Genomic DNA, 20,052 nt, shown 5'->3' with positions numbered 1-20,052 from the left:
CGGATCAGATGCGCGCGTTCTGGGGCAGGGGCAGTCCCAGCAGGGCGCGCCCGTGCAATTCCGCGGCGGGGGTCACCTGCATGAGAAAGTGCGAGGCCATCGCGTGCAGGTCGCGAAAGCTGCGCTCGAGCGGGCCCAGGGGCATGAGGCTGCCGCCCAGGTTTCGGATCAGGGCGTCGGCGGCGTTCAGGGCCATGTCGCAGATGATGGGGCCATCGGTGCGGTAGCGGGTGCGCTGCGCCACGGTGAACGCAATGCCCGCGCTGGCCTGGTCCCACATCTCGTCCACGTCGTGCATCAGCAGGCTGAAGGCGGCTTCGATCCTTGCGCCGGCCGCGCCCAGTTCCGCCAGCGAGAAGCGGTCCTCGGTCTGGGGCGCGTTCAGGCCCACGGGGATGCGCTTGCGGATGGTCTCGACGTAAAGATCGAGAATTCCGGTCGCCACCGCCACCGCCGCTGCGGCCACCGACATCACGAACAGGCTGGTGTGGGGAATCCGGTACATCGGCCCCTGGTTGCGCTCCAGGCCCGGGAACCGATTGGACTGCACGTCGGCCCACTTGATCGTCCGGTACAGCGGGACTCGCTCGCCGGCCAGGTATGCGTCCTTGCTGCCGGTGCCCTTCATGCCGAAGACGTTCCAGCTTTCATGGTCGATGCGGAAGCTGGACTGCGGCACCAGCAGCAGCCGCAATTCCTTGGCGCCGTCGTCGGTGGGCACCTCCACCAGGGTGGCGGCCCAGTCGGCGACGTCGATGCCGGAGGCGTAGCTCCACTTGCCGTCCAGAACGTAGTGGCCGTCCTCCAGCCGGGCCTGGACGCCGCGGCCAACGTTGCCGGTCAGCGCAATCACGACGGCGTCCTTGCCGCCTGCAAAGACCTCGTCCTGCGCCTGCGCCGGAAACATGCCGGCCATCCACGGGTGCAGGCCCGCCAGGGAGAGGATCCATGCCGTCGCGCTGTCGCCGCGCGCGATCTCGCGCGTGACGCGCCACAACGTGGACGGGCGCATGCCGTAGCCGCCGTTCTCGGTCGATTGGCAGATGCGAAAGAACCCGGCCTGGCGAAGACTGCTCGCGACCTCGTCGGAGATGCGCTTGTCGGCGTCATGGCCGGGGCCCCGTTCGCGGAGTTCGGGAATCATTGCCTGCGCGCGCTGCACCAGTTCTTCGGCAGTGGGCAAGGGCGTGAGGGGGCTGTTCTGCATGCGTGGGCTCCGGGTGAAAGTGGCTTGCGGGACGCGCATCACGCGCAACATCAATCGACATCCATGTGCTTGCCACCGGCGTGAATCAGGGCGAGGGCCGGCGGGTCGAACGACACCTTGTCGGCGACTTCGCCCGTGACGAAGCGGCCCCCGGGAGCGCGGGACTTGCAGGAACCTGCGGTCTTGAACATGGCGGCGTTCCAAGTGTGTCGATGGGCGGCATTTTGGAAGGCAGCCATGCGTCAGGGCTGTATCGGCAGATACAGGCGAGCGGCAGCGGGTGCCATCGCCGAGGCGCGTAGATGAATGCCCGGGTGTCGCTGCCTCGTGTATCACCAGATACAGAGACGCCGAGAGCGCTCCTCCAGAATTTCCAGCGCGGATCCTGGCGGGCACCACCGCACCTGTTTCAGTGCCTTCTTTGCGGAGCATTCATGAAAGTTTCGAAGCTGATTTCTGGGGCCATCCTCATGGTGGGCGGCGCGATGGCTCAGGCCCAGGGTCTTCCGGTGTTCAAGATTGGCGTGGTGACGGCGAGCACCGGCGCGGCAGCGACGATTGCTGCGCCCGCCAACGCGGCCATCGAGCTGTATCGAGAGCAACTGGCGGCGCGCAAGGACCTGCCGTTCAAGGTCGAGTTCATTCAGTACGACGACGCCTCGGACCCCACCAAGTCGGTCAACAATGTGCGCAAGCTGATCCAGGAGGACGGTGCGGCCATGATCGTGTGCTGCACCACCACGCCCTCGTCGCTGGCGGTGGCCAAGGTGTCGGAGGCGGGCCATGTGTCCACCATCGCCATGGCCTCGGGTGCCGCCGTCGTGGAGCCACCGGCGGAAAAGCGGTACATGTTCAAGACCCCCGTCACCGACCGGCTGATGATCGGTCACACGCTCGACTACATGGCCAAGCACGGGGTGAAGACCGTGGCGTTCCTCGGACTGGAAGATGCCTATGGCGAGGGCGGCTGGGACGAGCTGAAGGCGCTGGCCGGAAAGAAGGGCATCAAGATCGTGTCGTCCGAGCGCTTTGCGCGCGCGGACACCAACTTCACCCCCCAGGCGCTGAAGACGATGCAGGCCAAACCCGACGCGGTGTACATCCACGCGATCCCGCCATCCGCGTCCCTGGTGCATGAAGCACTCAAGCGCGTCGGCTACAAGGGTCCGATCTACCACGGCGCCGGTTCGGCAACCACGGCCTTCGTCACCATCGGCAAGGCGGCGGTGGAGGGCGCGATCGTTGGGGTGATGCCGATCACGGTGTATCGGGAACTGGCTGCTGACAACCCGCTGCGCAAGTCGATCGGCGATTTCGTCAAGGCGTACGACGCCAAGTACGGCGAGGGCAAGGCCGAGATGTTTGCCGTGCAGGCCTATGACGCCGTGGGGCTTTCCGTCGACGCCATCCGGCGCTACGTGGCCTCCGGCAAGAAGGGCGACCTCGAGCAGACGCGCAAGGATCTGCGCGACGAATTGGAGAAGACGCACGAATACGCCGGCGCGGTCGGCATATTCAACTTCACGCCGACCGATCACGTCGGCCTGGACGAGCGCACGCTGTTCCTGACGCAAATCAAGAACGGCCAGTTTCGATTGATCAAGGAATAGGCCGCTGGCCATGGACAGTTCGACCGCCATCTTTCTGGGGCTGGACGGCATCACGAATGGGGCGGTCTATGCGCTGGTGGCCCTGTCCCTCGTGCTGGTCTACACCACCACGCGCGTGGTCAACGTCGCGCAGGGCGACTTTCTGACGTTCGGCGCGCTGGCGTTTGCCAGCCTGGCGGCGGGCACGCTGACGCCTTTGCTCTATGTCGTGCTCGGGATTGGTGCCGTGTGCCTTGTGATCGACCTGCGGCGGGCCCGCGCCTACAAACGCAGCCTGCTGGCACCCTTGGTGAGGTACCTGGCCGCCGCCATCATCCTGTGCGCACTGGTGTTCGCGGCCAGCCATTCGCATTCGATGCCGCTTCAGATGCTGGCGGCCCTGTTGCTGGTCGCGGCCATGGGGCCGCTGGTCTATCAATTGACGGTCGAGCCCAATCCGGGTGCCTCCATCGTGGTGCTGCTGACATGCAGCGTGGGCGTCACGCTGATCCTGCAGCCGCTGGGCCTGCTGCTCTGGGGCACGGAGTCCCTGACGGTCAATCCGATCAGTGACGCCCGGGTCAGCCTGGGGCCGGCGGACCTGGCGGTCCAGTCCCTCCTGATCCTGTCTGCCGCCGTGGTCATGACGCTCGCCCTGTTTGTCTTTTTCCGTCATTCGCTGTATGGCAAGGCGCTGCGGGCAGCTTCGATCAACCGCGAAGGGGCACTGTACTGCGGCGTGCCCGTCGGCACCGTCGGCCGGCTCAGCTACTTCATCGCGGCGGGCATGTCCGCGCTCGGCGGCATGCTGCTGGCGCCGCTGGTGACGGCCCACTACGAAATGGGCTTCATTGTCGGCATCAAGGGCTTCGTCGGCGCCGTGACGGGGGGACTGGTGACCTATCCGCTGTCGCTGGTCGGGGTGTTCCTGGTCGGCATCTTCGAGTCCTTTTCGGCGTTCTTCAGCAGCGCATTCCGCGACGCCTGGGTGTTCGCCCTGGTGATCCCCATTCTTTTGTGGCGCAACGCCTACCATGGTGATGAACTCGATGAACACTGAGCGCGTCAAGGCGCCGTCCGCGCGCCGGGTGGATCCGCAGCGGCTTGTCCTCGGCGCGGTGGGCGCGCTGGTGGTTGTGCTGCTGCTGGCAGCCTCCACCTACTACGTGGGCCTGGTGGCCGTTTTGGGGGTTCATGCCATCGTGGTGATCGGCCTGGGCTTTCTGATGGCGTCGGGGCAGATCTCGCTCGGGCATGCGGCGTTCGTGGGCCTTGGGGCCTACGGCTCTGCGCTGTTGAGCATGCGCTTGGGCATGCCGGTGCTGCTGGCGATTCCGTGTGCCGTGCTGCTGTGCACGCTGGTCGGCTACGTTCTGGCCAAGCTCACGCTTCAACTCAAGGGGCATTACCTGCCGCTGGCGACGCTGGCCTACGGCATGGCGATCACGGTGTGCTTTGTCGCGGCCGTCGACATCACCGGTGGCGCATCGGGCCTCACCGACGTGCGGCCGCTGTCCGTGTTCGGCCATGCGTTCAGCACCCGGGCAACCGCCACCGTGATCTGGGTCATCGTGGCGCTGCTGTTGATTGGCTATGCGCGCATTTACCGGGGTCGGGTGGGGCGGGTGGCACGCGCGCTGCGAAGCAACAGCGTGATGGTCGGTGCCTTCGGGGTCCATGTGCCTGCTACCCGGACTCGCATCTTCGTGCTGTCGGCCGCGCTCGCCGGTCTGGCCGGTGCGCTGTATGCGTGCTACATGCAGTTCTTGAGCCCGTCGACGTTTTCGCTCATTCCTTCGGTCAGTTTCCTGATCATGGCGGTTCTGGGCGGGGTGGCGGGACCGCTGGGTGCCGTGTTGGGCGCCGCCTTCTTCATGCTCATCGAGCTTGCGGCCCAGCACGTCATCGCGCGGGTGCTGGAGTTGCCCGGTCAGGTGGAAACGATGGTGTTCGGTGTGTTGCTGATCACGATGCTGCTGAAGTGGCCGGATGGCTTGTTGTCGTTGATTCCCACGCAGGAGCGCAAGCCCCCGCTGCCGGATGCCGGAACGCCCGCCCAGGCCGAGCCGTCCCGGCGTGCGCCTGCTGCGCTGGCGGCCCACAACGTGACCAAGAAGTTCGGTGGGCTCACTGCCCTGTCGGACGTGAGCGTCGCCATCCCGGGCGGCGCGATCACCGGCCTGATCGGCCCCAACGGTGCCGGCAAGTCGACCCTGTTCAATGTCCTGACGCACGTCTTCGAAGCCACCAGCGGATCGGTCACGCTCAATGGCCAGCCGCTGCCCAAGACCAGTCAGGACGTCGTGAAACAGGGCGTGGCACGCACCTTCCAGCACGTGCAACTGGTGCAGGAACTCAACGTTCTGCAGAACGTGCTGATCGGCGGCTACAGCCGGGGCCGTGCCGGGTTGTTTTCAGCGGCCTTCGGTCTCGACCGGGCGGAAGAGGCGGCACTGAGCGACGAAGCCTTGGTGGCGTTGAAACGCGTGGGCCTGCTGGACGTCGCGTACACCCGGGTGTCTGATCTGCCCTTGGGCAGCCAGCGCCTCATCGAGGTTGCCCGCGCTTTGCTGGCGCGGCCGTCCGTCCTGTTGCTGGATGAACCGGCGGCGGGGCTGCGCGCCCCCGAGAAGGAACGCCTGGGTCGCCTGCTGCAATCCCTGCGAGACGAGTCGGGCATGACCATCCTGCTGGTCGAGCACGACATGGAACTGGTCATGAACTGCGCGGACTACATCTTCGTGCTGAATTTCGGCATGCTGCTCGCGCAAGGCCGGCCAGACGAGATTCAGCGCCATCCGGGCGTGATCAATGCGTACCTGGGGGCCGAGACATGACGATGCTCGAAGTCGAGGCCTTGTCCGTTTCTTACGGGCGGATCCAGGCCGTCAACGGCATTTCGTTCAAGGTGGCGCAAGGCGATCTGGTTTCGCTGATCGGGGCCAACGGCGCCGGCAAGACCACGCTGCTCAAGGCCGTGATGGGCGCGTTGCTGGCCGACGCCGGCGCCGTGTCGCTGGCCGGCGTTGACCTGGGCCGCACGCCGGTCGAGGAGCGCGTGCGGCGCGGCATGTACCTGGTGCCGGAAAAGCGCTCGCTGTTCAACTCGATGACCGTACAGGAGAACCTGGAGCTCGGCACCTATGCCAATCGCGCCAAGCTCAATTTCGCCCAGGAACTCAAGCGCATCTACGCGCTCTTTCCCATCCTGGAAGAGCGCAAGGCCCAGCTGGCCGGAACCCTGTCCGGGGGGCAGCAGCAAATGGTGGCCATCGGCCGTGCATTGATCGCCCGGCCCAAGGTTCTGCTTCTGGATGAACCGTCCATCGGACTGGCGCCCCTGATCGTGCAGCAGATCATGAACGTCATCGTCGAGCACAAGCGCCAGGAGGGCTTGACGGTGGTTCTGGTCGAGCAGAACGCGCGCCTGGCGCTGCGGGTTGCGGACCGCGCCTACCTGATCGAGCTGGGGCGGATCGTCAAACAGGGCACCGGGCCCGAACTGGCCGGCGATCCTCAGCTGTCCGCGATCTACTTGGGGTCCGCCAGTGCGACCAGGGAGTCGGCAAATGCATCGACAGCCGTATAGCGCGCTGCGGGCCGCCTACCGGACGGGTGCGTTGTCGCCGCTGGACGTGACCCGGTCGGCGCTGGCGCACGCCGAGCAGGTTCAACAGCGCTTGAATGCGTTTGCGCTGATCGATGCGGAACGCGCGCTGGCCATCGCGTCGGCATCGCAGGCGCGCTGGGCCAAGGGCGAACCCTTGAGTCCATTGGATGGCATGCCGTTCACGGTGAAGGAGTTTGCCGCGGTGCAGGGCTGGCCGACGCGCCGGGGCTCGCTGGTGACGCCCTCCGAGCCGGCTGCGCAGAGCGCGGTGTTCGTTGAGCGCCTGTTGCGCGCGGGCGTGGTGCTGCTGGGCAAGACGCGCGCGCCCGAATTCAACTGGAAAGGCGTCACCGACAGCCCAGGCTACGGAATCACGCGCAATCCGCTCAACCCGCAATTGACGCCCGGCGGCAGCAGCGGCGGGTGCGCCGCTGCCGTGGCGGCGGGCGTGGTGCGCGTCTCGCTCGGCAGTGATGCCGGCGGTTCGGTGCGCATCCCCGCCGCCTTCACCGGGACGGTTGCCCTGAAGCCGAGCTTTGGCCGCATCCCGCTGGTGCCGCCGCCCAGTGCGTTCTTCGACGTGGTCCATGCGGGTCCGATTGCGGCCAGCGTCGCCGAACTGGCGGATGTCATGCAGATCGTCAGCGGCTCGCATGCGGGGGACTGGTCTTCCTTGGGAATGCGGCACGTTTCGTTCGGGGATATTCCGGATGCGCAGGGGTTGCGCATCGGACTGCTTTTGGAGAAACACTGGAAAGACAGCGACCGGGTGGTCCGCCAAGGCATGGACGAAGCGCTTGGCTTGCTCTCGACCGCGGGGTTCGAGATCAAGCCGGTTGACTTCGATGTGCGCCGTGCGACGCAGGTGGGAGCCTTCTTCTATTCACTGGGCTGCCGCGCGGCGGTGCAGGCGGTTCCTGAAACGGCACGACTGCAGATGGACCCTGGCTTGCTGAGGTTCGTTGCGCCGCTGGAGCGCGCCGGCTTGCCGGACGTGCTGGCCATGCGCCAGGCGCGCGACGCCCTGGCCGCTGAGCTGTATGGACTGTTCAACGAAATCGACGTGTTGATGCTTCCGACCATGTCGATCCTTCCCTTCGAAGCGGGGCGCAATACGCCGGTGGACTGGCCTGACGACAACTGGATGTCGTGGAATCCATTGACGCCGGCGTTCAACCTGACCCAGGCCCCGGCGCTGTCCTTTCCGATCTGGCCGCGCGGAGCGGCCTTGCCCATGGGGCTTCAGCTCGTGGGTGCCAAGGGGCATGACGAGGTCGTGCTGGCGCTGGCGGCCTGGCTGGAGCGGGAGCGGCCCATCGTGCTGGGGGAGCGGCCCTGAGGCCTGCTCGCGATTCAGCGGCACGCCACCACTGACCGTTGACATGGAGACGTTTCAATGAATTGTTGGAAAAAACTGGCAGCTTTTGGGGTTCTTTTCGGAATGCTGCTCACAAAGCCGGCTTGCGCCGGACCCATCGCCTACCTCGGGCCCGCGGGCTCCTGGACGCACCAGGCCTGCCTCGATCTTTTCGGCGACAAGGACCTTGTGCCACGTTCGCGCGAGGAATTGTTCAGCGATTTCCACGATGGCAAGGTGGAGAAGGCCTGCGTGCCCGTGACGACGTCGGTGGTGGGTGTCACCCCGTACCTGGATGCGGTGCTCGATCTCCCGAGTGTCACGATCGTGGCCGAGTACCCGAAGATGCTCGGCTACAGCCTGTTGGTCAGACCAGGGACTCGGCGCGAGGACATCAAGGAAGTTCTGGCTCATCCGGTGGCGTTCGAAGAGGTCAAACCATGGCTGGATCGCGAGATGCCGAACGTGCGTCGGGTCGAAGCGGCCAGTGGGGGCGCGGCAGCCCAGGCTGTCGCCAGGAGCCAAACGCTCGACAAGGCATCTTTCGGTCCCAAGGTTGGGGCCTTGGTGTACCCCCTGGTCTCGCTGGTCGATGGCATCGAGCAAGGCCCGCACAACGTGACCCGGTGGTGGGTGCTTGGGCGGGCCATGCCTGCGCCGACGGGCAATGACAAGACGTCACTGCTGGTCAATGCTTCGGACGACACGCTCGACGGCGTTCTGGCGTCGTTCCATCAGGCCGGTGTTCAGATTTTGACGATCTACGAGCGCCCGAGCAAAAAGACCCTCGATACCCATCGCTACCTGATCGAAGTCGCAGGCCATGCCGCACAAGGCAAGCTCGCCGCGTTTGTCCAGACCCGCAGCGACATCCGTGTACTCGGCTCGTACCCTCGAAAATGACAGCCTTCGTTGAAGATCACGCCGCCTGACGGGGGTTTGCGATCATGCGCATGACGCGCCGCAGCGCACGTGCGGGCAGTACCTTTGTCATGACCAAGAAGGCTGCTCACGTCAGGATGTTTCCATCACCACCTTCAGCACCTTCTTGAAGGTCTCGATATCGTCGGGGTCGACACCGGCGAACACGGCCTCCTGCTGGCGCAGGGCGATGTCCCACAGTGCTTCGGTTTGTACGCGGCCGGCTTCGGTCAGTCTGTGGCCCGCGGCGGTTTCGCTGACCAAGCCCTTGTGCTGGAGGGTGGCCAGGACCTCGATCATTTCGTGCATCGGCATGGCGGCCTCGCGCTGCAGGGCCGCGAGGTCCGGCAACGGATGGTCCTCCAGCATCATCAGCATGCGCGCTTCACTGGTGCGCAGGCCGGTGGACAACTGTTGGGGCGCGTAACTGGCCTGATAGGCGTTGACGGCCTGGAACATCAGGTAGTAGAGATTGTTGTTGGCGAGGCGCCCGCGGGCACCGCCGGACGGGGCTGCAACAGGCGCGCTTCGACGAGGCGCGCGCGGGTGCGGCAAGACCATCGAATAGGCGCCCTGGTGATACAGCAGGGGCGCGCGACCGAAGTCGTCGAAGGCCACGACCTTGCCGATCAGGATCCAGTGATCGCCGCCATCCACCTGCTGGTAGCGTTCGCACTGAAAGCGCGCCGCGCAGTCGGGCAGCAGCGGCGCGCTGCCGACGCCGGATTCGCACGCGACGCCGGTGAATTTTTCGGCCTGCGGGCGCGCAAAGTGATTGGACAATTCGATCTGGTCAGCCGCCAGGATGTTGACGGCGAAGTGACTGGCAGCCTCGAATACCGCGTGGCTGCTGGAGCGCTTGTCGATGCTCCAGAGGACGAGTGGTGGGTCCAGCGACACCGAATTGAAGCTGTTGGCGGTGACGCCGACCTGCTCACCGCCAGGGCCGCGCGCGGTGACGATGGTGACGCCGGTGGCGAAGTTGCCCAGCCCGCGGCGAAAGGCGCGGGCGTCGAAGCCGGTTTCGGGGCTTGTCATGGCCGTGGTTTCCGTTCGTAGATTTCCAGATGGGCTGACGATGGCGATGGCAGCAATGCGGCAGGTGGCCTCGCGGCAGTCCGCTCGATCCATCGCTGGCAAGATCGGCATGCCCAACGCTGTTCGTAAGGTTCGAGGGGAATTCTGGGACGAAGCGACGGATTCACCCGTATCACCGGATACAGCGGCGCGCGATATCGAGTCCGTGAGGCGGCGAAAGCGCCGGCCAGGGCTGGGCCTTCATCCAGTGAACGTGTTCCGGCCGGTCGCGTGATCGCTTGACCCCATCGTGGCCGGTCAGCCCACGAAGGGTCCCGGGCCTGGATCCCGTTGTCGGCATTCGGGCCCGGCCTGAGCCGCGCGTCACGCCGCGTGACGAAGCTCGAGCGGCTTGTCGAGGTTCTTGCAGCGCATCCAGAAGCGGCGGCCCTCGTTGAGGATCACGCCCTCGGACTTGAGCTTCATGATGGTGCGCGTGACCGTCACCCGACTGGTCCCCGTCAACGCGGCCACTTGCTCGTGGGTGAGCGGCGTGCGAACGCGGATGCCGTCCTTGTCTTCGACGCCGTACAGGGTCGCCAGGCGCGTCAGCAACTCCACGATGCGCAGATCGGGCCGAGGGGTGGCCAGAAACTGGATGCGCGTCCCCAGCACCCATTGCTTGACCGCCACGACCTCCATGAGCGTGGCGGCGAACTCCGCGTTGTCGGCAAGGGCCTTCCTGATTTCAGCGTAGTTGAACTCGATCAGAACGCAGGCTTCAAGCGTGGTCGCCGTGGCAATGTGCCGCTGGCCGCCGACCGCCGAGCCCTCGCCCATGAGAGCGCCAGAACCCATGACCTCGAGGATGAACTCGGCGCCGCTTTCCTGGAATATTTCGACCTGCACGCGCCCGCTGACGATGAAGTAGAAGTTGGGGGCAAGGTCTCCCTGCCGGTAGAGCGTGGTTCCCTGGCGGACGGTCCGACGCCGCCCCAGATGTTCTGCCGCCATGAAGACACCGGCGGCGTGGGCGTCCATGTACCAGGTTTCGGTGGTTGATTCGTCGCGAATTTTCATGAGTGTCTCCTTGTTGTCATGTGGACCCTCGATTCACATGGAAATGCCAGGCTGCGGTGCTGGTCGGCACAGAAAGTCCATGCGACAGTGGCGATCACCGAATTGTTGACCACCAACCGCATCACCACCAGATCTATCCCAGCAACAGGGCGTCGTCGGCGATGACTTCCCCTCGGGTGCGCTCGAACATCCGAAGCAGATCTGAAACGTCCATGCCCGCGCGTTCAACTCCGCTTACGTCGAGCACGACACGCCCTTCATGCAGCATCACCGTGCGCGATCCGTAGGTCAGCGCCTGCCGCATGCTGTGGGTGACCATCATCGTGGTCAGTTTTCCTTCTTCCACGATCTTTCGCGTGAGTTCAAGGACGAACGCCGCAGTCTTCGGATCGAGCGCGGCTGTGTGTTCATCGAGCAGCAGAATGCGCGATGGCCGCAAGGATGCCATGAGAAGACTGACCGCCTGGCGTTGCCCTCCAGACAGCAGGCCCATCCGGTCCTTCAAGCGATTCTCCAATCCCAGGCCCAGGATGCTGAGCTTGTCTCGGAATGTTTCCTGTACTTGTCGATTCAAGGCGCAGCGCAGTCCGCGGCGCTCTCCGCGCCGCCAAGCCAACGCCAGGTTTTCCTCGATCGTCAACGCCTCGCAAGTACCCGCCATCGGATCCTGGAAAACGCGCGACACCAAGTCGCTGCGCTGCCATGCGTGCATCCGGGTCACATCCACGTCGTCCAGGACGATGCTCCCACTGTCGACCAGCAGGTCACCGCTGAGCGCGTTGAGCATGGTGGATTTTCCCGCACCGTTGGAACCGATGACGGTCACGAACTCGCCTGTGGGAATCGTGAGGTCGAGTCCTCGAAGTGCTCGATTCTCGATCGGAGTTCCCGCGTTGAACGTCACCCGAAGGTCTGTTGCTTTCAGCATGACGCCTCCTTTTTGACGGAGCCTGAAGCGCCACGCCGACGCGCCAGGTAGCGCTTCGACGCGGGCATCACCAGGGCGATCGTCACCAATACGGCCGTCACCAGGTTGAGGTCCTGGGCTTTCAGCCCGATGAAGTCGCTGTTGAGCCCCAAGGCGATGAGCATCCGGTAGAGCACGGCACCGACGATGCAGCCCAGAGTGGCGATGGCGATGCTGCGTCCCGGGAGGATGGTTTCTCCGATGATCACGGCCGCCAGTCCGATCACGATGGTGCCAATGCCCATGGACACGTCAGCGCCGCCTTGCGATTGCGCGAACAGCGCGCCAGCCAGCGCCACGATGCCGTTGGATAAGGCGAGCGCCACCAGTGAAAGGCGATCGGTGGACACGCCCAAGGAGCGGGCCATCCGCGCGTTGCCACCCGTTGCCCGCATGGCCAGACCGACCTCGGAAGCGAAATACCAGTCCAACGCGAACTTGACCACCAGGGTGATGGCCAGCAAAACCAGAGGCGTCACCCACGGGCCAGGAAACGCCTCGCCCGAGAATGCGCTGAAGACCGTAGGAGTGTCGAGCAGAGGCTGGTTGGGCTTGCCCATCACCCGCAGATTGATGGAGTACAAGGCGATCATCACCAGGATGCCCGCCAGCAACTGCATGATTTTGAGCTTGACGTGCAACCAGCCGGTCGTGAACCCGGCAAGGGCGCCCGCGACGAATGCGGCAGCCGTGGCGGTGATCGGATTCCAGCCCGCCACCAGCAGCGTTGCCGCAACGGCGCCCCCCAAGGGGAAACTGCCATCCACGGTCATGTCAGGGAAGTTGACGATCCGAAAGGAGATGAAGACGCCTAGGGCGACGAGAGCAAATATCAGACCGATTTCCAGCGAACCCAGAAAGGCAATGAGCGTCATGGAATCCTCACGTCACCGTCAGTCGATGACCTTGGTTGCCGTCTTGAGGAAGTCCTCCGAGAAGGTAGCACCCTGTCGCTGGGCCGCACTTTTGTTGACGTGCATTTCCAGTGTCGTGCTCACCTCGGAAGCAATCTTGCCGGGCGTTTCGCCCTTGAGGATGCGCACGACCAGCTTGCCCGTTTGGCGGCCAAGGTCATAGTAGTTCGTTCCCATGCCAATGGCAGCGCCGCGCGTTGCGACCGAAGGGTCGGCCGAGATCAACGGAACCTTGCCCTGGTCCGCCACCTTCGCGAGGCTCTCAAAAGCCGAGGTCACGTTGTTGTCCGTCGGCTCGTAGAAAACATCCACCTTGCCGATCAGGCTCTGAGCCGCACTGGCCACATCCACCGTGCGCGATGCAGCCGCCTCGACCACCGTCATTCCCAGCGGGGTCGCGAGCTTCTTGAGTTCGGCGATGGCCGCGACGGAATTCGCCGCCCCCGGGCTGTAGACCACACCGATGCGCTTCGCAGCCGGCAGCGCCTTGCGCAGGGCTGCCAGGTGCTTGTCCAGGGACGGAAGGTCCGACACGCCCGTGACGTTGCCACCTGTCGCTTCCCACGATTTCACCAGCTTGGCCGCCACCGGGTCAGTGACAGCACTGAAGACGATCGGAATTTCACGCGTGGCGGCGAGCGCCGTCTGCGCGGAGGGAGTAGACACGGCCACGATGACATTCGGCTTGTCGCCAGCGAATTTCCGCGCGATCTGCGCGGCAGTCGCCGTGTTGCCCTGGGCGCTTTGGTACTCCAGCTTGAGGTTTTTGCCGTTCACATAGCCGGCATCGGCCAGTTCGTCCGTCACACCCTTGCGGGCGGCATCCAGTGCAGGGTGATCCACGATCGCGGTCACGCTGACGCGCACATCGGCGGCCATGGCCGGTGCGGCAAGGGAACAGGCAAGAGTGAGCCCGAGCAGCGCGGCCCGAGTAGCAGTTTTCATCATGAAATGTCTCCTTCGATTGACTTGCGGGAATGTAAAGTCGCGTGCCTCCGCCGGGCGTAATTTTCCTTTTGGCCTCGGGACGCATGCCCTTTGGTTTCTAAGTTCAACGAGCTGCATACACCGTTCTTTACTTCGGATCGCTGTGCCGACTTTGTTTTCAAAACGCGGTTTGATAGAGCTCAATACCGAAGACCCAGACCTTGCTCATGGATGCCGGCGATCTGCCTGAATCGGGTTGTGGATCGCACACCACAATGAGACGTCATCGCGTGCGTGAGGTCTATCGCACAAACGCCACGCGCACCCCTTCGGTCACCGGTGCGCGGCGGTCAGGTGCCGACGGCTTCGATCGTCCCGCGCTTGACCTGGTCGATCTCCTGGCTTTCGAACAGGGCCTTGAAATTTCCTTCGCCAAAGCCGTCTTCTCCGCGGCGCTCGATGATTTCGAAGAACACGGGCCCGATCTGGCGGCGCGTGAAGCGCTGCAGCAAAAGGCGGCCACCTCCCTTGCCGTCGACGAGGATGCCGCGCGCCTTCATGGCGTCGAGATCCAGGCCATGGCCGGGCACGCGGGAATCGACGTTGCGGTAGTAGGTGTCGCCAGGCGCATCCATGAACTCGATGCCACCTTGCTGCAGGAAGGCGATGGTTTTTTCGATGTCCGAGGACAGCAAGGCGATGTGCTGAATGCCCTCGCCCTTGTAGTCGCGGATGAACTCGTCGTTCTGGTTCAGCGTGCCGGGCGCGTCGTGCGCGGCTGCCGCGATGGGAATCGACACCTTGCCGCAGGGGCTGACCATGGAGCGTGCGCGCATGCCGGTCTTCTTGCCCTTGACGTCCAGATACTGCTTTTGCGTGAACGCGAACGTGTCGCGATAAAAATCGGCCCACAGGTCGAGGTTCTCTGGCCGCACGATGTTCGACGTATGGTCGATGGCCGTGATCGCGGCGTCGTGTGACGGGGTGCCGGGCGTGGAGGCGTAGGGCCTGGAGAACTCGGCGCCGATATCGCCGTCCACGAAGTACACCAGGCTGTCCCCGATGCCGACGATGGCGGGGCACTGGACCACGCAGGCCCCGAATTCCTCGGGGCTCGCCCGCCGAGCGCCGCCACCAATGGCCTGTGTCAAAGCGTTGGTGGCGTGATCAACGTTGATGCCGATCGCGCGCACCGACGTGCCGTGTCCATCCCGAAAGGCATTGGGTGCGGGGTTGATGACCACGTTCGCCTCGCCTTGGCGCATCAGAACGGCACCGGTGCGCGGGGATTGACGCAAGGGCTTGAAGCCCAGGCGCTCGAACAGCGGCACCAGGCTGTCCGTTGTCTCCGCCACGAACTCGACGAACGCAAAGCCTGCTGTGGTGACCTGTGTCATGACCGATCCTCGATGAATGTTTGACTGAGCTCAATTATGTTTTTGAGCCAGCCGAAACAGGCATTGATTTCCAAGCTTGCAGGCGGCGAAAAATTTTTTCTTTGCGCCAAATGGGCGCGCAAACCTTTCAAAAAATGCAGCGGCCGATTTGTTCCATTCGGCCCTTGACTTGTATCGCCCGATACGGCACCGGCGTTCGACGGCGGCCTAGACTCGAAGGCCGGCTTGCCCCTCGCTGTCCGGCGATTCGGCCTTTCGTGTTTCAGGAGCTATCACCCATCATGAGCAATATCCAGCGTTTGCGTCTTCCCGAGAACCACCCTACCTTCGGCAGCAACAAGGTCTTCGACCTGTTTCAGTACGCTCCGGCCGTGCAGGCCGGTGGGCTGGTTTTCATCGCCGGCCAGGTCGGCATCCGGCCGGACGGCACCGTGCCCGAAAGTGCCGAGGAACAAATCGATCTGGCCTTCCAGCGGCTGGGCGCCATCCTGAAGCAACAGGGCCTGGGCTTCGAGGATCTGGTCGAACTGGTGTCCTACCACGTGCGCATCGACGATCAACTGACCGCGTTCCGCGAAATCAAGGAGCGCTACGTCACGCGGGACTTTCCGGCGTGGACCATTCTGGGCGTGGCATCCCTCGCGCGCCCCAATCTGCTGATCGAAATCAAGGCCGTCGCCGCCGCCAAATGACGACGGCGGAACCGGCCTTGTGTGAGACCGGTGTCGCGCCGATTCGATCGCTGGTGCCGCACCGCGCCGGCAGGGGAGGGGTCGTGCCTAGAATGCCGCGATGGTGCGCGGCGGGGGCCTGACCCGAAACGCCGCGATCGAATCCGCAGGGTTTTCACGTGGCGCAATCAAAACGAAGCTTTCTCGACCCCATCGATCACCGCTTGATCAAGCGGCTGCTGAAGGACGGCAGGGCGTCGTTCAAGACGCTGGCGGCGGAGGTCGGCTTGACGGCCCCAGCCTGTGCCGAGCGCGTCCGCCGCTTGCGCGAGGAAGGTGTCATCAAGGGCTACCGGGCCGATGTCGACTGGAGTCGACTGGGCCTGCACGTCAACGCGCTGATCCGCATCGGTGCAGCGGCCGAGCGTGGCGACGATCTGCTGAAGGCCTTTCGCGATACGCCCAATGTGGTCGAGGTCGTGCGCGTCACAGGGGCGGACAGCTACGTCGTGCACATCCTGGCGCGGTCCAGCGAAGAACTGGAGGCCGTGATCGACCGGATCGGCGGCTTTGGTACCGTCAACACCTCGCTGGTGCTCTCGACCCCATTGCCTGCGGCAGAACGCCTGGCGCCGCTCCTCGGTCGGTTCGAGTTGTAGAAGTCCGTGCGCGCACCAGACGAAGCGTGGTTCGTGAACGGCCGAGCGGTCGGCTGCGCTGGCGGAGTCTCCAGTCACCGGCGTTTCACGGCTCAGCCTCAATCGATCTCGGCAATCAGCTCGATCTCCACGCAGGCCCCCAGCGGAATCTGCGCCACGCCAAAGGCGCTGCGGGCATGTTTGCCGGCCTCGCCGAACACTTCGCCCAGCAGTTCGGAGCAGCCGTTGGTGACCAGGTGCTGCTCGGTGTAGTCGGCCGCGCTGTTGACCAGGCTCATCACCTTGACGATGCGGCGCACGCGCTGCAGGTCGCCGTCGCAGGCGGCCTGCAGGGTGCCCATCAGGTCGATGGCGACGGCGCGCGCGGCTTGGGCGCCTTCGGCCGTGCTCATGCTGGCGCCCAGCTTGCCGACCCACACCTTGCCGTCCTTGCGCGCGATGTGGCCCGACAAAAAGACCAGCTTGCCGCTGTGCGCAAACGGCACATAGGCGGCAGCGGGGGTGGCGACGGCTGGCAACTGGATGCCCAGTTGCTGCAATTTGGCGGCGACGGTCATGGTGGGGACTCGCAAAAGAAGGATTGAACAAAGGGGTGGGCCGAGACGACGCAGCGGCAGGGCGCACCCGTTGACTGTAACGGGGCGGCGCGCTGGCGCATGATGCGGTCCATTGCATCGCCATGGCCTTTTCATGACGCCCCCCAACCCCCGCCTTGCCCGTCCGCGCCCGATGGCTGCTGCCCTCATGGCGCTGCCGCTGGGCGTTTGGCTGGGCACGGCGGTGCAGTTGCAGCAGCGCGCGCTGGATGGCGCAGCGGTGTACGGCCTGGCACTGGCCGGGGCCGGGCTGCTGGCGCTGGTTGCGGCGTGGGGCTCGCGCCGCGCCGCACCGGGGCACGCGCTGGCCGTGGCCTGGCTGCTGGTGGGCGCGCTGGCAGCCTGGGGTGCGGCGGGCACGCGCGCCGTCGGCATGGCGGCGCAGGCCCTGGCGCCGGCGCTGGAGGGGCGCGACGTGGTGCTGACCGGCGTGGTCGCCCGCATGCCCCAGCACGACGAGCGCGGCTGGCGCCTGGTGCTGGACGTGCAGGCCGCGCGCCTGGACGGCGCCGCCGTGGCCGTGCCGCCGCGCGTGCAGCTGGCCTGGTATGACGCGCCCATGCGCCCCGGCGCCGCCGCGCCCCTGGGGCCGTCCGAGCCCATCCGCGCCGGTGACCGCTGGCAGCTCACGGCGCGCCTGAAGGCGCCGCACGGCAGCCTCAACCCGCACGGCTTCGACGTCGAGCTGTGGCTGTGGGAGCAGGGCGTGGGCGCCACCGGCTATGTGCGCACCGGCCCGCGCGACGCGCCGCCGCAGCGGCTGGCTCAGGGCCAGGGGCACCTCGTCGAGCGCGCGCGCCAGCACGTGCGCGACGGCATCCTGGCGCTGGGCCAGGGCGGCGACGAGGCGGCGCGCCACCGCCTGGGCATCATCGCCGCGCTGGTCACGGGCGACCAGAACGTGATCGAGCGCAGCGACTGGGACGTGTTTCGCGCCACCGGCGTGGCGCACCTGATGAGCATCTCGGGCCTGCACATCACCATGTTTGCCTGGATCACGGCCGGCGCCGTGGGCTGGCTGTGGCGGCGCTCGGCGCGCTGGCGCGGCTGGGGGCGCTTCAGCCCGTGCCTGCTGCTGCCCGCGCCCAGCGCCGCCTGGGTCGGCGGTGTGCTGCTGGCCGCGGCCTACGCCCTGTTCAGCGGCTGGGGCGTGCCCGCGCAGCGCACGGTGCTGATGCTGGCGTGCATGACGGCGCTGCGCATCAGCGGCCTGCGCTGGCCCTGGTGGTTGACCTGGCTGTGGGCCGGCGCGGTGGTGCTGCTGATCGACCCATGGGCCATGCTGCAAGCCGGGTTCTGGCTCAGCTTTGTCGCCGTCGGCGTGCTGTTTGCTACGGATTCGAGAGCTGCCGGCGCCGAGCAGAAGGGCGCGACGGCCCATTTGAAGCAGTTGTTGCGCGAACAGGGCGTGGTCACGCTGGCGCTCACGCCGCTGTCGCTGATGCTGTTCGGCCAGGCCTCGGTGGTGGGCCTGCTGGCCAACCTGATCGCCATTCCGTGGGTCACGCTGGTGGTCACGCCGCTGGCGCTGGCCGGCGTGCTGTGGGCGCCGCTGTGGTCGGCGGCCGCTGCCGCGCTGCAACCGCTGTCGGCGCTGCTGGCGTGGCTGGCGGCTTGGCCGTGGGCACAGCTGAGCCTGCCGGCCGCACCCCTGGCGCTGGGCGCGTTGGCCGTGGCGGGCGGCGCGCTGGCGGCCATGCGCTGGCCCTGGCCGCTGCGCCTGGCCGGCCTGCCGCTGGTCTTGCCCTTCGTGCTGTGGCAGCCGGCGCGCCCAGCGCCCGGCACGTTCGAGCTGCTGGCCGCCGACGTGGGGCAGGGCAGCGCCGTGCTGGTGCGCACCGCCAGCCACACGCTGCTGTACGACGCCGGCCCGCGCTACTCGGCCGACAGCGACGCCGGCCAGCGGGTGCTGGTGCCGCTGCTGCGCGCCCTGGGCGAGCGCGTGGACCGGCTGGTGCTGAGTCACCGCGACACCGACCACACCGGCGGCGCCGCGGCCGTGCTGGCGCAGTACCCGCGCGCGGCGCTGACCACGTCGATCGAGGCCGGCCGCACGCTGGAGGGGCTGCCCGCCGGCGAGCCCTGCCTGGCCGGCAGCGGCTGGCAGTGGGACGGCGTGCGCTTCGACGTGCTCTACCCCGACGCCGAGCAGGCCGCCGCGGCCCGGCGCAGCAACGCCATGAGCTGCGTGATCCGGGTCGGCACGGCACAGGCCTCGGTGCTGCTCACGGGCGACATCGAGGCGCCGCAGGAGCAGGCCCTGGTGGCCGGCGGCGCGCCGCTGCACAGCGACGTGCTGCTGGTGCCCCACCACGGCAGCCGCACGTCCTCATCCGCTGCCTGGCTGGACGCCGTGCAGCCGCGCCTGGCGCTGGTGCAGGCCGGCTACCGCAATGCCTTTGGCCACCCGGCGGCGCCGGTGCTGGCGCGCTATGCCGAGCGCGGCGTGCGCGTCATCGCGTCGCCGGCCTGCGGCGCCATGCACTGGCGCAGCGCGGCGCCCGAGGCGCTGCAATGCGAGCGTGACATCGCCGCGCGCTATTGGCATCATCAATTGCCATGAAAACGCTGCTCATCGTCTATCACAGCCTGACCGGCGGCACGCGGCAGATGGCCGAGGCCGCCGCGCGCGCGGCGCAGGGCGAAGAGGGCGTGACCGTGCGCCTGCTGCGCGCCGTGGATGCCGGCCCCGCCGACGTGCTGGCCGCCGACGGCTACCTGTTTGCCGCGCCCGAGAACCTGGCGTCGCTGGCAGGCCTGATGAAGGACTTCTTCGACCGCTGCTACTACCCGGTGCTGGGCCAGGCCAACGGCCGGCCCTATGCCGTCATGATCTGCGCCGGCAGCGACGGCAGCAATGCGCTGCGCCAGCTCGAGCGCATCGCTACCGGCTGGCGCCTGAAGGCCATCGCGCCCGGCCTGATTGTTTGCACCCACGCGCAGACACCCGAGCGCATCCTGGCGCCCAAGGTGATCGAGGCCGATGACCTGGCGCGCTGCGCGGAATTGGGGGCCGGGTTGGCGGCGGGCCTGGCGGCGGGGGTGTTTTGAGCGCCTTCAATACCGGACGCAGAGGACGCAAAGGGTTCGCAAAGGACGCAAAAAAGACATCCAAAATTGGTTCTTGGGTCGTTGAGTTT

At 66.0% G+C, this 20,052-nt stretch carries 19 protein-coding genes; 10 read left to right on the top strand and 9 right to left on the bottom strand.

The genetic code is table 11. From position 1 onward, the window contains the following. Nucleotides 1-4 precede the first annotated feature (4 nt). Together U1F38_RS11670 and U1F38_RS11665 are read right to left on the bottom strand one after the other, a co-directional pair. Nucleotides 5-1,207, bottom strand: a complete 1,203-nt coding sequence (locus U1F38_RS11670; protein WP_409987229.1) for an acyl-CoA dehydrogenase family protein — start codon at nt 1,205-1,207, stop codon at nt 5-7. Between the two features lie 50 nt (nt 1,208-1,257). Further along, complete coding sequence (locus U1F38_RS11665) at nt 1,258-1,398, bottom strand: hypothetical protein (protein ID WP_409987228.1); 141 nt, start codon at nt 1,396-1,398, stop codon at nt 1,258-1,260. Nucleotides 1,399-1,641: 243 nt separating this feature from the next. Between U1F38_RS11665 and U1F38_RS11660 the strand changes: the two genes are divergently transcribed. From U1F38_RS11660 to U1F38_RS11635, 6 genes are read left to right on the top strand one after another with little or no spacing between them, the layout of a single operon-like run. Then, complete coding sequence (locus tag U1F38_RS11660) at nt 1,642-2,817, top strand: ABC transporter substrate-binding protein (RefSeq protein WP_409987227.1); 1,176 nt, start codon at nt 1,642-1,644, stop codon at nt 2,815-2,817. Between the two features lie 10 nt (nt 2,818-2,827). Beyond that, nucleotides 2,828-3,856, top strand: a complete 1,029-nt coding sequence (locus U1F38_RS11655; protein ID WP_409987226.1) for a branched-chain amino acid ABC transporter permease — start codon at nt 2,828-2,830, stop codon at nt 3,854-3,856. Beyond that, entirely contained in the window at nt 3,831-5,633 is a 1,803-nt protein-coding gene (locus tag U1F38_RS11650) for an ABC transporter permease subunit (RefSeq protein ID WP_409987225.1), read from the top strand. Before U1F38_RS11655 ends, U1F38_RS11650 begins: the two co-directional genes overlap by 26 nt. Then, complete coding sequence (locus U1F38_RS11645) at nt 5,630-6,385, top strand: ABC transporter ATP-binding protein (RefSeq protein WP_409987224.1); 756 nt, start codon at nt 5,630-5,632, stop codon at nt 6,383-6,385. Before U1F38_RS11650 ends, U1F38_RS11645 begins: the two co-directional genes overlap by 4 nt. Next, nucleotides 6,366-7,745 carry an amidase family protein gene (locus tag U1F38_RS11640; protein WP_409987223.1) on the top strand — a complete coding sequence of 460 codons (1,380 nt, stop codon included), beginning with the start codon at nt 6,366-6,368 and terminating at the stop codon, nt 7,743-7,745. Before U1F38_RS11645 ends, U1F38_RS11640 begins: the two co-directional genes overlap by 20 nt. A gap of 57 nt (nt 7,746-7,802) precedes the next feature. Beyond that, nucleotides 7,803-8,666 (top strand): prephenate dehydratase, encoded by an 864-nt coding sequence (locus U1F38_RS11635; protein ID WP_409987222.1) that lies wholly within the window; start codon nt 7,803-7,805, stop codon nt 8,664-8,666. Between the two features lie 111 nt (nt 8,667-8,777). On the opposite strand, the gene U1F38_RS11630 is transcribed toward U1F38_RS11635, so the two are convergent. The 6 genes from U1F38_RS11630 to U1F38_RS11605 all read right to left on the bottom strand — a co-directional run bounded on the left by U1F38_RS11630 (nt 8,778) and on the right by U1F38_RS11605 (nt 14,986). Further along, complete coding sequence (locus U1F38_RS11630) at nt 8,778-9,833, bottom strand: p-hydroxyphenylacetate 3-hydroxylase reductase component (protein WP_409987251.1); 1,056 nt, start codon at nt 9,831-9,833, stop codon at nt 8,778-8,780. Between the two features lie 252 nt (nt 9,834-10,085). Then, nucleotides 10,086-10,781 carry a Crp/Fnr family transcriptional regulator gene (locus U1F38_RS11625; protein ID WP_409987221.1) on the bottom strand — a complete coding sequence of 232 codons (696 nt, stop codon included), beginning with the start codon at nt 10,779-10,781 and terminating at the stop codon, nt 10,086-10,088. A 133-nt stretch (nt 10,782-10,914) separates the two neighbouring features. After that, nucleotides 10,915-11,709: an ABC transporter ATP-binding protein gene (locus U1F38_RS11620; protein WP_409987220.1), complete on the bottom strand. Its 795-nt coding sequence runs from the start codon at nt 11,707-11,709 to the stop codon at nt 10,915-10,917. Then, nucleotides 11,703-12,623, bottom strand: a complete 921-nt coding sequence (locus U1F38_RS11615) for an ABC transporter permease (protein ID WP_409987219.1) — start codon at nt 12,621-12,623, stop codon at nt 11,703-11,705. The genes U1F38_RS11620 and U1F38_RS11615 overlap by 7 nt, the downstream gene beginning before the upstream one ends. 18 nt (nt 12,624-12,641) lie before the next feature. After that, nucleotides 12,642-13,607, bottom strand: coding sequence for an ABC transporter substrate-binding protein (locus U1F38_RS11610; protein ID WP_409987250.1), 966 nt, complete (start codon nt 13,605-13,607; stop codon nt 12,642-12,644). 332 nt (nt 13,608-13,939) lie between these two features. Continuing rightward, the gene (locus tag U1F38_RS11605) at nt 13,940-14,986 is read right to left on the bottom strand and encodes a 4-hydroxyphenylpyruvate dioxygenase family protein (RefSeq protein WP_409987218.1); all 1,047 of its coding nucleotides are present in this window, start codon (nt 14,984-14,986) and stop codon (nt 13,940-13,942) included. Nucleotides 14,987-15,006: 20 nt separating this feature from the next. Here U1F38_RS11605 and U1F38_RS11600 point away from each other — a divergent pair, with 20 nt between their 5' ends. Both U1F38_RS11600 and U1F38_RS11595 read left to right on the top strand, forming a co-directional pair. Continuing rightward, complete coding sequence (locus U1F38_RS11600) at nt 15,007-15,678, top strand: RidA family protein (RefSeq protein ID WP_409987217.1); 672 nt, start codon at nt 15,007-15,009, stop codon at nt 15,676-15,678. A gap of 158 nt (nt 15,679-15,836) precedes the next feature. After that, a complete protein-coding gene (locus U1F38_RS11595; protein WP_409987216.1) occupies nt 15,837-16,316 on the top strand; it encodes an Lrp/AsnC family transcriptional regulator in 480 nt (159 codons plus the stop codon). A 98-nt stretch (nt 16,317-16,414) separates the two neighbouring features. Here U1F38_RS11595 and U1F38_RS11590 read toward each other — a convergent pair whose 3' ends face one another. Further along, nucleotides 16,415-16,873 (bottom strand): RidA family protein, encoded by a 459-nt coding sequence (locus U1F38_RS11590; RefSeq protein WP_409987215.1) that lies wholly within the window; start codon nt 16,871-16,873, stop codon nt 16,415-16,417. Nucleotides 16,874-17,045: 172 nt separating this feature from the next. Here U1F38_RS11590 and U1F38_RS11585 point away from each other — a divergent pair, with 172 nt between their 5' ends. Together U1F38_RS11585 and U1F38_RS11580 are read left to right on the top strand one after the other, a co-directional pair. Further along, nucleotides 17,046-19,475: a DNA internalization-related competence protein ComEC/Rec2 gene (locus U1F38_RS11585; RefSeq protein ID WP_409987214.1), complete on the top strand. Its 2,430-nt coding sequence runs from the start codon at nt 17,046-17,048 to the stop codon at nt 19,473-19,475. Next, nucleotides 19,472-19,963, top strand: coding sequence for a flavodoxin family protein (locus U1F38_RS11580; protein ID WP_409987213.1), 492 nt, complete (start codon nt 19,472-19,474; stop codon nt 19,961-19,963). The genes U1F38_RS11585 and U1F38_RS11580 overlap by 4 nt, the downstream gene beginning before the upstream one ends. The last annotated feature ends 89 nt before the right edge of the window (nt 19,964-20,052 follow it).

Source organism: Ottowia sp. (assembly GCF_046348305.1).
Taxonomy (GTDB): domain Bacteria; phylum Pseudomonadota; class Gammaproteobacteria; order Burkholderiales; family Burkholderiaceae_C; genus Ottowia.
Note: the sequence above shows the minus strand (reverse complement) of the source record. Positions and strands in the feature narration are given on the sequence as shown.